This is a genomic window from Mesorhizobium sp. ESP7-2 (assembly GCF_020164715.1).
Classification (GTDB): Bacteria; Pseudomonadota; Alphaproteobacteria; order Rhizobiales; family Rhizobiaceae; genus Mesorhizobium.
This window is the reverse complement of the sequence record NZ_JAIUGQ010000003.1, coordinates 24,550-36,887: the sequence shown is the minus strand read 5'-3', so window position 1 is coordinate 36,887 and position 12,338 is coordinate 24,550. Positions and strand designations below refer to the sequence as shown.

Genomic DNA, 12,338 nt, shown 5'->3' with positions numbered 1-12,338 from the left:
TCTGAAGCTGGGTGCGGAGTGCGCGGACTTTCGCGCGTCGCGCGTTCATGTAGCATAGGGTGTCGAGGGCGCAAGGGGCAGACCCGATGACTGGACGAGGCCGGGGCTCGGATCGGGGCGAGGGCGCCATTGTCGGCGTCAGCGAGCGGTCCCTGTTTACAACGCCTCCGGCGATCCCACTGCCATCGCCGCTCGTGGCTGCGCCCGCAACCCAGCCGCCGCAGGCGGACAGCCCGGCGCCAACTCCGTCTCCCGCCGCGCGCGGGATTGTGCGCGTGCGCCGGCAAATCGGCCTGATTGCCTTGCCTCGCCTGCGTCACGGCGTGGCCAAGGCGGCGGAGCTGGAACTCGACCGGGGCATCGCCTTCCTGCTGGTGCCGGTCTGCCTGGCCGTTGGGGCGATCGGCTACTTTTCGCTGGCGTCCGAGCCCGATTTTGCAAGGCCCGTCGCTGCCGTGATGCTGGCGGCGATCTGTGCATTCGTCTCCCGCTCTTGGCCGAAAACCCATCTGTGTTTCATGGCAGTGCTGTTGTGTGTGCTTGGCCTGCTCGCGGCGAAGGTCGAAACATGGCGAGCCGGAACCCGGATGCTGGGCTCGGAGATATCGACGCAGCTGACCGGCCGCGTGGTCTCGATCGAAGAAATGGAGACCGGCCGCATCCGGCTGACCATGGACGTGATTTCGACGGCCCGCCCGAAACTGCGCTATGCGCCGGAAAGGGTCCGGCTCTCGGCACGCAAGATACCGCCGGAAATGACCGCCGGCTCGCTTGTCACAGGTTATGCCAAACTGCTGCCGCCGACCGGTCCGGTGCGGCCGGACAGCTACGACTTCTCCTTCGAGAGCTATTTCGCCGGCATCGGCGGCAGCGGCTTCTTTCTCGGCAATCCAACCGTTGTCTCCGCCGACGACGGTGAGATGCCGCTGCCGACACGCCTTTTTTCTGGCATCGAAGATGCCCGCGAAGCCATCGCCGACCATATCAGGGGCAGCATTGGCGGCGCCGAAGGCGAGATCGCGGCGGCGCTGATCGTTGGCGTGCGCGCCGGCATTCCCAATGAAATCAACGAAGCGATGCGGCGTACCGGCATCTATCACATCATCTCCATTTCGGGACTGCATATGGCGCTGGTGGCCGGCACCATCATGGGTCTGTTACGCGGCGTCTTCGCGCTGTTTCCAGGCTTTTCCGCGCGCCGGCCGGTGAAGAAATACGCGGCCGCCGCCGCACTTTTCTCTGTCGCCGCCTATCTCGTCATTTCCGGCGTCGTCGTCGCCGCCGAGCGCAGCTTCATCATGCTGGCGGTGATGCTGGTCGCCGTCTTGTTCGATCGCGCGGCACTGACCATGCGCAACCTGGCGATCTCGGCGATCGCCGTCATCCTGGTTTCCCCGCACGAGGTCGTCGGCCCGAGCTTCCAGATGTCGTTCGCTGCGACAGCGGCCTTGGTAGGCGCCTATGCCGGCTGGGCCGACCACCATGCGGGAAAGACGAGGCCACCGCCGCCAAAGCGATCCCTGCCCGGGTTCCTGACGCGAAAGTTCCTCTTGGCGACAGGTGGATTGGCCGTGACATCCATCATCGCCGGCAGCGCAACGGCGCTGTTTGCCATCTGGCATTTCCAGCGGGTGTCGCCGCTCAGCCTGTTCGCCAATCTGGCCGTCATGCCGATCGTATCGGTTGTGATGTTCCTGGCTGTCGCCAGCGCGTTGCTGATGCCGTTCGGGTTGGATTGGCCGGCTCTCTACCTCATGGGCAAGGGCCTGACGGCGATGATCGCCGTATCGGCGTGGATATCGGAGCGCTCTCCGATCGATGGGGTCGGGCTGATCTCGCAGCAATCCGTGCTGCTGGTCACCGTCGCGCTGGTCATCGCGACGATGGCGACGACCTGGCTGCGGCTTGCCGCGCTGCCATTCGCGCTTGCCGGCCTGTTGACCGTGTCGCACACGCGCACGCCCGATGTGCTGATCTCGGAAGATGCGCGGCTGGTCGCATTGCCGATCGGCAATGGCGAACTGGCCGTCAACCGGGAACGTCCGAACGAATTCGCAGCCGAAAACTGGAAACGCGCCCTGGTCTCAGAATCAATCGTCAAACCGGAAATGTTCGACAAGACGGACGGGCAATTCGACATCGCTAGTCCCACCGACCTGCCGCAGGGATCGCCGTTCTATTGCCGCGAAGGCCTGTGTCTTGCCAGGCACCCATCCGGCGCAATCATCGCCTATGTCGAGGATCGCAAGAACACCTGGAAGGCCTGCGCCTTCGCCGACCTGATCGTCGTCAATGACGCTACCGCCTATGACGCCTGCCACAATCCGCTGGTTCTCGTCGTCACGAAACGGCAACTCGCCCGCAAGGGGAGTGCCGCCGTCTTCTTCGATCCCCAGTCGGCCACGAGCCCGGCTGCGATCGAATTCGCCGTCGACGGACCATACCGGCCCTGGCACGAGCAGCGAAAATTCTCACGCGAGGCGAGGGGGCTGCCGCCCTATAAAAAGCCTGACAAACCTGATGGCAAACCGGTTCAGTAGCGTCTTATCAGCCCGACCAGCTTGCCCTGCACCTTGACCCTGTCTGGCCCGAAGATGCGTGTTTCGTAGGCTGGATTGGCGGCTTCGAGCGCGATCGAAGCGCCCTTGCGGCGAAACCGCTTCAGCGTTGCTTCCTCCTCATCGACCAGCGCCACGATGATTTCGCCCGGACTTGCCGTATCGGCATTGCGGATGATGACCGTGTCGCCGTCGAAGATACCGGCCTCGATCATCGAGTCGCCCTTGACCTCCAGCGCATAGTGCTCGCCGCCCATGATCATGTCCGGCGGCACCGAAATCGAATGCGTCTGATGCTGGATGGCATCGATCGGCACACCGGCGGCGATACGGCCCATGACCGGGATGGACACGGCTGAAACCGCATCGTCGTCGTTACCGGCCGCGGGCAGGCGAGAAGGCGCCGCCGCCGGCCTGATCTGGCGGCCGAGACCGCCTTGGCCAAGGCTGCCCTGGATGACGCTTGGCGAGAACTTCTTCGCCGCATTGAGGCCCGGCGCGATCGAGTCCGGCAGCCGCAGCACTTCCAGCGCGCGCGCCCGGTTGGGCAGCCGGCGAATGAAGCCGCGTTCCTCCAACGCCGTGATCAGGCGATGGATCCCCGACTTGGAGGCAAGATCGAGCGCTTCCTTCATCTCGTCGAAAGAGGGCGGTATCCCGCTTTCCTTGAGCCGTTCGTGGATGAACATCAGCAGTTCATGTTGCTTGCGTGTCAGCATGGCGGCCCCCAAGGCAGTGAACGAAGGTCTGAACCAGAATCGAAAAACAAACCCAGAACAAACACTATCTGTTCCAGTTGTGTTCCGCAACCGTTTAAAGTTTAATGAATTTGTTAAGGCGTCTGAAGTTTTTTGCCCGCGACAGCGGACGGCAATCGACCCTTTCCGCCGTCGGCAAGGACATTGAAATCGTGTTGGTTAATGGGCTGTGGCCCATCCTCCGCCGAGGCTTGGCATCAGTCTTTTTGAGGGCTTTTCCGGGGATGGATCGTAAAAATTATGGATCCATTATTCGCGGAACGAAACGAAACCAAAACGCCAACGATTGTAGCTTCGGGGCAGCGACGGATCCAGGCGTCCGGCCGGCTCCGATCAAGTGCGTGCGAACAGGCGTCGCGGAAGCGCTGAAGTCATCCGGCGACAGCTTTCAAGCTGCCGGCGCGGGCGGCGTACTCGGTCGCGCCGCTGTCTTCGCTGTGGACATAGACATGCAGGGTGTAGCCGATATGCGCAGTCATCAGCGCCTTGGCCCGCTCGACGTCACGATCGAGTGCCGCTTCCATGATCGCGGTATGGTGTTCGATCGCAATCGCTTCACGCAGTGCCTCCATCGCCTCTTCATAGCCATTCTTGAGGCCAGCCGCGGCCCGCAATGTCGGCGCCAGACCAAGAAAGCGATGATGCCGGCGCAGCTGATCCGAGATTGTCGAGCGGAAACGCAGCAGCCAATCGCATGTGGCGGCGCTCAGCAGCGCCGCATGGAAAGCCTCGTGGTTCTCGTCCCATTTGTCGACGGCCGCATCCGAGGGATCGTCGACCGCGGTCTTGCAGCGGGAGAGCCGGTAGTGGGCGGTGACGACAGCATCCTCCCACTCCTTGCCGCCTTTCTCCATCGATTCGAGGAATAGGGGGATCTCGACCACCATCCTGGCGCGCGCCAGGTCCTCCAGTTCGGCCCGCGATACCGGAGCCACGGTAAAGCCGCGATTGCTGATGGCGGTGACAAGGCGTTCGGCCTCGAGCCGCGACAAGGCTTCTCGCAACGGCGTCCAGCCGACGCCATAGGTACCGCGCAGCACACTCAGCTTGAGCGGGGCGCCGGGCATGAGGCGCGTGGTCAGGATATCGCGCCGCAACAGCTGATAGGCTGCCTCCGTCTTTGTGGAGCTGGTTTGATCCTGCATCGCGGTCCATCCGTCGTCTGGCAGTGAAAAATTATATATGATGTGGGGGCGTGGCAAGAATTATATATAATATTTGACACGGGCCGGCGGACTGACCATGATCGCCGCAGTAGCCGCGCTCCAAGCGGCGCTGATCAAATCTGGGAGGAAATGATGTTGAAGTCGAAATCCGCTTGGTTGTCGGGTTTGTTCCTGGCCGGCGCATTGATTGTGAGCGCGGGTACTGCCGCTGCCGATCAGATACGCATCGGCATTGCCAATTTCGGCGAGCATCCGCAGCTCAACGCCGCTATAGCCGGCTTCAAGAAGGCGCTGACGGATAATGGCTTCGTCGAGGGCAAGGACGTCGTCTATACGGAGAGCCATACGAATTTCGATGCATCGCTGGTGCCGCAGATGATCGCCAAGCTGCAGGCGGAGCAGCCCAAGCTGATCTACACCATCACCACGCCGGTCTCGCAGATCGCCAAGAAGGCGCTCGCGGGCTCCGGCATTCCGATCGTCTTTGCCGCGGTCACGGATCCGGTGGCGGCCAAGCTGGTACCGTCATGGGACTCCGGAGACGAAGGCATGACCGGCGCCAGCGACCTGCAGGACGTCGCCGCGGTAATGGCCTTCACCAAGAAGCTGCTGCCGAACGCCAAGCGCTTTGGCGTGCCTTACAATCCGGGCGAGGCCAACGACGTTGCCTTGGTCGAAAAGATCAAGGCGGCGGCACCCGCCGCCGGCTTCGAGGTCGTGGAAGTCGGCATCGACAACGTCAATGACATCCAGCAGCGCATCGCCTCGCTCGCCGGCAAGGCCGACGTGATCTACGGCCCGGCTTCGAACCTGATCCAGCCGGCGATCGCCGCTGTCTCCGCGGCTGCCCGCCAGGCCGGTATTCCGGTCGTCAATTCAGATGACAGCGCGGTCCGCAACGGCACCGTGCCGGCAAGCTTCGCGGTCAATTATACGCAGGTCGGTATCAACGCCGGCAACATCGCAGCCGAGATCCTGAAGGGCAAGGACCCCAAGACGATCGCGCCGTCGCGCCCCGCCTACAAGGACCACATGGCGACGATCTCGCGCAAGGCGATGGCGGCGTTCGGCATCGAGATACCGGCTTCGATGGCCGATTGCGGCTGCATCGTCGACTGACATCGGGGCAGCAGGGGTGACGGCGCGGACGCCGTCACCTTGAGGTCAGGGAGGAACGATGCTCGAGATCCGATCCGCGCGCAAAGTGTTCTACAAGGGCCAGGCCGACGAGAAGGTCGCGCTGGACGGTCTCAGCCTGTCGCTTGCCACGGCCGAGTTCGGCATCGTCATCGGCTCCAACGGAGCCGGCAAGAGCAGCATGCTCAATGCCATTTCCGGCGCCCTGATCCTCGATTCCGGCCAGATCCTGATCAACGGCGCCGATGTGACTGGCATGCCCGTGCACAAGCGCGCCGCGAAACTGGCTCGCGTGTTCCAGGACCCGATGCGCGGTACCGCCGCCAGCATGACGGTCGCGGAAAACATGCTGCTGGCTGATTTGCGCAGCAGCAAGCGCACCTTGCGCCAGGGGCTGAACGCCACCCGGCTTGCGTCCTACAGGGAGCGCCTGTCGATACTGGGCCTCGGCCTCGAAAATCGTCTCGACACGCGCGTCGACCTGCTCTCGGGCGGGCAGCGGCAATCCCTGTCTCTGATCATGGCAGTCGGCGGATCGCCGGACCTGCTGCTGCTCGACGAGCATACCGCGGCACTCGATCCGCGCACGGCCGAGATCGTCATGCAGGCAACGGTGCGCGCCGTCAGCGCATTGAAGCTGACGACCTTGATGGTGACCCACAACATGCAACACGCCGTCGACTATGGCAGCCGGGTGATCATGCTCGACGCCGGCCGTGTCCTCCTGGAGGTCACAGGTGAAGAGAAGGCGAGGGTCACGGTTATCGATCTGATCGGCCATTTCTCCGTCAAGACCGACCGCATGCTGCTGGCGAGCTGATCATCATGGGCTTTATCGAGGACGTTCTCACCAGCTTCGTCGCGATCATGCCGGTCACCCTGGCGCAAAGCCTGATCCTGGCCTTTGTCGTGCTCGGGATCATGATCCCGTTTCGGATGCTGAATTTTCCCGATCTCACCAGCGAAGGCGCTTTTCCGCTGGGCGGCTGCGTCTGCGGCGTTCTCCTTGCCGCCGGCGCATCGCCGCTGATGGGCATCGCTGCCGCCCTCGTTGCCGGCTTCGCGGCGGGCTGCTGCACTGCCTTCATCCATCTGCGCTTCCGCATCCACACGCTTCTTGCCGGCATCCTGATGATGACGATGCTCTACAGCATCAATCTTCGGATCATGGGTAAGTCCAACCTCTCCGTGTTCGGGTCGCCGACGGTGTTCGACTGGGTGCCGTTCGCGCGGCCGGGTTTCCCCGCCAGCAAGATCGCCGTAGCGGGCCTTCTCGCGCTTGTCGCCTTCATGCTGCTCTACATGTTCTTCAGGACCGAGAAGGGGACTGCCGTGCGCGCCGTGGGCGCCAATCCTGACATGGCCGAGGCGCAAGGCATCAATGTCTGGGCCGCGACCATAGGCGGTGTCGGGTTGGCGAGCGCTTTTTCGGCTTCAAGCGGCGCGCTGATGGTGCAGTCGCAGGGGTTCGCCGACGTCAATATGGGCCTGGGAATTCTCATCAACGGCCTTGCCGCGCTGATGATCGGCGAGGCCGTCGTCGGCAAGCAGACGGTCTGGCGTCAGTTGCTGGCGCCCTTCGCCGGCGCGATCATCTACTACCAGCTGGTGTCGTTCTGCCTCGCCGCCGGCATGCCGCCGCCTGATCTGAAGCTTGCAACGGGCCTGTTCGTGCTGGCCATGCTTGCCTTGCCCAGCCTGAAGCGCAGCCGGGGAGCCGCACCGGTACGCGAAGCCATTCGTGAGTAACCAGGACGTGAATAACCAGGGAATGTCACAGATCATGCACGCAACGCTCGATCTCGCAGCCGTCGAAGCCATGGACGCGGCGGACCCGCTGCGTGCCATGCGCGACCGGTTCACTTTGCCGGAAGGCGTCATCTATCTCGATGGCAATTCGCTCGGCGCCGCGGCACCCGCGATTTTCAACGAGCTGCAGAAGGCAGCGACGCAGGAGTGGGCGCAGGATTTGATCCGCGCCTGGAACACCGCCGGCTGGTTCGACATGCCGGTCGCGCTTGGCGATCAGCTGGGACGCCTGATCGGTGCGGCGGCCGGCCAGACGGTGGTCTGCGATACGACCTCGATCAACATCTACAAGGTGCTGCATGCCGCACTTGGCATGCGGCCGGACCGGTCGGTCATCGTCGCTGAGGGCGACAGTTTTCCAACCGATCTCTATATGGCCGAAGGCGTGGCCTCGACGCGGCCCGGCACCGTGCTGCGGCTCGAGGGCGTCGATGCGCCGACTATCGAGGAACTGATCGACGAGCGCGTTGCGGTCATCCTGGTCAACCATGTCAATTACAAATCCGGCCAGCTGCGCGACATGGCGGCGCTGACATGCAAGGCCCATCAGGTCGGTGCGCTGATCGTCTGGGATCTCTGCCATACGGCCGGCGCCTTGCCGGTCGAACTCGACAGCACCAATGCGGATTTCGCCATCGGCTGCACGTACAAATATCTCAATGGCGGTCCGGGCGCGCCAGCCTTCATCTACGCCGCCGAACGTCATCACGATAGAGTCCAGCAGCCGCTCAGCGGTTGGTGGGGCCATGCGCGGCCCTTTGCCTTCGAACAGGGTTATGCGGCCGGCAGCGGCATCCGCAGGTTTCTGTGCGGCACGCAGCCTGTCTTGTCGATGCGGGCGCTCAAGGGAGCACTGGACCTTTGGGACGATGTCGACATGGCGGCGGTGCGCAAGAAGAGCATTGCACTCACCGATCTGTTCGTCCAACTCGTCGAAACCAGATGCGGCGCCTACGGCCTGGAGCTGGAAAGCCCGCGCGACGGCAAGCAGCGCGGCAGTCAGGTTTCGTTCCTCCACCCGCACGGCTATCAGGTGATGCGGGCACTGATCGAGCGCGGCGTGATCGGCGATTTCCGCGCGCCATCGACGATCCGCTTCGGCTTCACACCGCTCTATGTCGGTTACGCCGATGTATGGCAGGCGGTCGAGGTGCTGGAAGATATCCTGCGCACCGGCGCCTGGAAGGATGCGCGCTTCGCGGTCAAGACGGCGGTGACGTGAAAAGTCGGCGCAATTCCTGCGGGAAAACTGTGACGCGGTTTTCCCACAGGAATTGCGCAAAACAAAGAGTTCAGAGCCGGGTACGGACGTTCCAGAGTTCCGGAAACAGGACCACCTCGAGCATCTTCTTGAGATAGGAGGCGCCCGATGTGCCGCCGGTGCCGCGCTTCAGGCCGATGATGCGTTCCACCGTGGTGACGTGGTTGAAGCGCCAGCGGCGGAAATAGTCCTCGAAGTCGACCAGTTTCTCGGCCAGTTCGTAGAACATCCAGTAGCGTTGCGGATCGCGGTACACCGTCTGCCAGACTACAAGGACCTCTTCGTTTTCCGTTCGCGTCTCACGCCAGTCCGTGCGCTTTGCGTCCGCCCCAATATCGAAGCCGTTGCGCGCCAGAAGCAGCAGCGCTTCGTCGTAGAGCGACGGCTCGGCCAGGATCACCTCCAGCTTCTGGCTGAGGTCCGGCCGGTGCTTGTGCGGCCCGAGCATGGCGAGATTGCGATTGCCGGCCATGAACTCGATGGCGCGATACTGCCAGGACTGGAAACCCGAGGACTGGCCGAGCGCGTCGCGGAACTCGGTGTATTCGCTGGGCGTCATCGTGCGCAGCACGTCCCAGGCATTGTTCAACTGCTCGAAAATGCGGGCGACGCGCGACAGCATCTTGAAGCTCGGCTCGAGCCGATCGGCACGGATCGAGCGGATCGCCGCGCCAATCTCATGCAGGGCGAGCTTCATCCAGAGTTCCGATGTCTGGTGCTGGATGATGAACAGCATCTCGTCATGCGCCGACGACAGCGGCGCCTGCGCGTCGAGCACTTTCTCCAGGTGCAGATAGTCGCTGTAGGACATGCGTTCGTTGAACGACATCTCAGCACCTTCGGACGCCGGATCGTAGGGCTCGCTCAATTGATTTTCTCCGTGCGTAGCCGGAAGCGCTGGATCTTGCCGGTCTGGGTCTTGGGCAGGGCTGCGATGAATTTGACCGATCGCGGGTATTTATAGGGCGCGATGATTGTCTTGACGTGGTCCTGCAGGCGCTTGACGGTCATCGCGTCCGGCGAGACACCTTGCACCAGCACGACATGCGCCTCGACGATCTGCCCGCGCTCGCCATCCTCGGCGCCGATGACCGCGCATTCGGCGACATCGGGATGCGACAGCAGCGCCGCCTCGACCTCAGGTCCGGCGATGTTGTAGCCGGCGCTGACGATCATGTCGTCGGAACGGGCGGCGAAGTGGAAGAAGCCGTCCTCGTCCTGCGTGAAGGTGTCGCCGGTGAGATTCCAGCCGTCGCGCACATAATCCTTCTGCCTGTCATCGGCCATGTAGCGGCAGCCGGTGGGCCCGCGCACCGCCAGCCGTCCGGTCTCGCCACGCGGCACCTCGCGCATGTCGTCGTCGACGATGCGCGCCTCGTAGCCGCCGACCGGCTTGCCGGTCGAAGCCGGCTTCCTGTCGTCGAAGCGGTTGGAGATGAAGATGTGCAGCATTTCGGTGGCGCCGATGCCGTCGAGGATCGGCTTGCCGGTCTTTCGTGTCCACTCTTCGAAGACCGGAGCCGGCAAGGTCTCGCCGGCGGAAACGGCAACGCGCAGCGATGACAGGTCGGCGCCTTCGTCCATGGCCTTCAGCATGGCCCGGTAAGCGGTCGGCGCGGTGAAGGAAATGGTCGCTTTGTAGGTCTCGATGATGTGGATCATGTTGGGCGGCGTCGCCTGCTCCAACAGCGTCGCCGCCGCGCCGAATCGCAGGGGAAAGATGGCGAGCCCGCCGAGACCAAAGGTGAAGGCGAGCGGCGGCGAGCCGACGAAGATGTCGTCGGGCGTCACCTGCAGGACTTCACGGGCGTAGGCATCTGCGATGATCAGGAGATCGCGGTGGAAATGCATGGTAGCCTTCGGCACGCCCGTGGTACCCGAGGTGAAGCCGAGCAGGGCGACATCGTCGCGGCCGGTGCTGACGGCGGTGAAGGTAACAGGCTTATCGAGCGCGGCGCGGTCGAGTTCGGCGTCATGGTTGGCGGTGCCGTCGAAGCCGATCACCTGCTTCAGGAACGCGCTGTCCTTGGCGCAGGCGGTCATCTCGTCCATCAGCCTGGTGTCGCAGAGCGCGGTCGTGATCTCGGCCTTGTCGACGATCTTGGTGAGTTCACCGGCGCGCAGCATGGGCATGGTGTTGACGACGACAGCGCCGACCTTGGTGGCGGCCAGCCAGCAGGCGACCATTGCCGGGTTGTTGGCGGAGCGGATCAGCACCCGGTTGCCCGGCTCGACGCCATAATTCTCGACCAGCGCATGGGCGAGCCGGTTCGTCCAGTCTGACAGTTCCTTGTAGGTGCGGCGACGGCCATTGCCGATCAGGGCGGTGTGGTCGCCGAGGCCCTTCTCGACCAGCCTGTCGGTCAGTTCGACACCGGCGTTGAGGTGTTCTGGATAGTCGAAGCCGTCGAGCAGGAAGTCCGGCCATTGGTCCGGCGGCGGCAGATGATCGCGCGTGAACGTGTCGGTATGCGCTGAAGGCCCAAGCATGTCGCCGCTGTCCCTGTCTGCTGCCCGGCCAGCGTGCAGGACACGTGACCAGAGGCGGTGGATCTGAATTCCTGTCTCTCGCGAAAGGCTTCGTGCAGCCGGAAAACACCTTGTCGACATGCCACCGGAAAGGTGACCATCGACACGTTCGGACAGCACAGCGGACCTCCCATTTTGTCGGCTGTTCCGTAGGCAGGATCGCACCACTCGAAATTTGTTTCAAGCCTAAAATGTTTTGCCGTGGAGCATTGACGCAAGACGTGGCGGCGGCCATTGCTAGTGTTGAAACGATGCCGCTTCGGGGAGGGTGCCGATGCTCGACCACCGCATTGCCGACTGGGACAATGCCTACGCCAACGGCGCCAATATCGCCGGCAGCGACCGTTGGCCGGCCGCCTGGGCGGAACCCGCGCAAGCGTTTCGTGACGCACTGTCGGCGCAGGGCCGGGCACGGCTCGACATCGCCTATGGTGATCGGCCGCGCAATCGGTTCGACCTTTTCCTTCCCAATAGCGCTCCCAGAGGACTCGTGGTGTTCATCCATGGCGGCTATTGGATGGAGACCGACAAGAGCTTGTGGTCGCACCTCGCCGGTGGCGGGGTCGGCAACGGCTTCGCCGTGGCGATGCCGTCCTATACGCAATGCCCGGACATACGCATCGCCGGCATTGTCAGCGAAATCGGGGCGGCGATCGCCAAGGCGGCGGCCTTAGTCGATGGGCCGCTGATGCTGACCGGACATTCGGCCGGTGGACATCTCGCCAGCCGCATGGTGACGACATCAACACCTTTGGCGGCCGATGTCGCGCGGCGCATACGCCATGTCGTTTCGATTTCAGGCTTGCATGATTTGCGTCCGCTGATGCGCACGGACATGAACACGGTGCTGAAAATCGACGAGCATGAGGCGCTGACGGAAAGCCCGGCACTGCTGCGGCCCATGGACGGTGTCCGCATCACTTGCTGGGCCGGCGGCGGGGAGCGTTCCGAGTTCCTGCGCCAGAATGCGTTGCTGGCCAATATCTGGACCGGGCTTGGCGCCACCACCAGCGCCGTGATCGAGCCCGATCGGCATCATTACGACGTTGTCGATGGCCTGGCCGACCCGGCGCACGCATTGACGCGGACCTTGATCTCGGAATAGCCGAGATCATTTTTG

At 63.2% G+C, this 12,338-nt stretch carries 10 protein-coding genes; 6 read left to right on the top strand and 4 right to left on the bottom strand.

All coding sequences use genetic code 11. The annotated features are described in order from the left end of the window. Nucleotides 1–86: 86 nt before the first annotated feature. Nucleotides 87–2,540, top strand: coding sequence for a ComEC/Rec2 family competence protein (locus tag LB543_RS04200; RefSeq protein ID WP_224613156.1), 2,454 nt, complete (start codon nt 87–89; stop codon nt 2,538–2,540). Here LB543_RS04200 and lexA read toward each other — a convergent pair. Then, the gene (lexA, locus tag LB543_RS04195; RefSeq protein WP_140757454.1) at nt 2,534–3,277 is read right to left on the bottom strand and encodes a transcriptional repressor LexA; all 744 of its coding nucleotides are present in this window, start codon (nt 3,275–3,277) and stop codon (nt 2,534–2,536) included. The genes LB543_RS04200 and lexA overlap by 7 nt on opposite strands. A gap of 410 nt (nt 3,278–3,687) precedes the next feature. Beyond that, nucleotides 3,688–4,461 carry a GntR family transcriptional regulator gene (locus LB543_RS04190; protein WP_224613155.1) on the bottom strand — a complete coding sequence of 258 codons (774 nt, stop codon included), beginning with the start codon at nt 4,459–4,461 and terminating at the stop codon, nt 3,688–3,690. Between the two features lie 153 nt (nt 4,462–4,614). Here LB543_RS04190 and LB543_RS04185 point away from each other — a divergent pair, with 153 nt between their 5' ends. The 4 genes from LB543_RS04185 to kynU are packed head-to-tail and all read left to right on the top strand — an operon-like array spanning nt 4,615 to nt 8,650. Next, the gene (locus tag LB543_RS04185; RefSeq protein WP_224613154.1) at nt 4,615–5,601 is read left to right on the top strand and encodes an ABC transporter substrate-binding protein; all 987 of its coding nucleotides are present in this window, start codon (nt 4,615–4,617) and stop codon (nt 5,599–5,601) included. A gap of 58 nt (nt 5,602–5,659) precedes the next feature. After that, nucleotides 5,660–6,439, top strand: coding sequence for an ABC transporter ATP-binding protein (locus LB543_RS04180; RefSeq protein ID WP_224613153.1), 780 nt, complete (start codon nt 5,660–5,662; stop codon nt 6,437–6,439). A 5-nt stretch (nt 6,440–6,444) separates the two neighbouring features. Continuing rightward, nucleotides 6,445–7,368, top strand: a complete 924-nt coding sequence (locus LB543_RS04175) for an ABC transporter permease (RefSeq protein WP_140757450.1) — start codon at nt 6,445–6,447, stop codon at nt 7,366–7,368. Nucleotides 7,369–7,402: 34 nt separating this feature from the next. Continuing rightward, entirely contained in the window at nt 7,403–8,650 is a 1,248-nt protein-coding gene (gene kynU / locus LB543_RS04170; protein ID WP_224613333.1) for a kynureninase, read from the top strand. A 70-nt stretch (nt 8,651–8,720) separates the two neighbouring features. On the opposite strand, the gene kynA is transcribed toward kynU, so the two are convergent. Beyond that, complete coding sequence (gene kynA, locus LB543_RS04165; protein ID WP_263498590.1) at nt 8,721–9,557, bottom strand: tryptophan 2,3-dioxygenase; 837 nt, start codon at nt 9,555–9,557, stop codon at nt 8,721–8,723. Next, on the bottom strand, nt 9,554–11,179 hold the full coding sequence (locus tag LB543_RS04160) for an AMP-binding protein (RefSeq protein ID WP_224613152.1): 1,626 nt from the start codon (nt 11,177–11,179) through the stop codon (nt 9,554–9,556). The genes kynA and LB543_RS04160 overlap by 4 nt, the downstream gene beginning before the upstream one ends. Nucleotides 11,180–11,492: 313 nt before the next feature. Here LB543_RS04160 and LB543_RS04155 point away from each other — a divergent pair, with 313 nt between their 5' ends. Beyond that, the gene (locus LB543_RS04155) at nt 11,493–12,323 is read left to right on the top strand and encodes an alpha/beta hydrolase (RefSeq protein WP_224613151.1); all 831 of its coding nucleotides are present in this window, start codon (nt 11,493–11,495) and stop codon (nt 12,321–12,323) included. Nucleotides 12,324–12,338 lie beyond the last annotated feature (15 nt).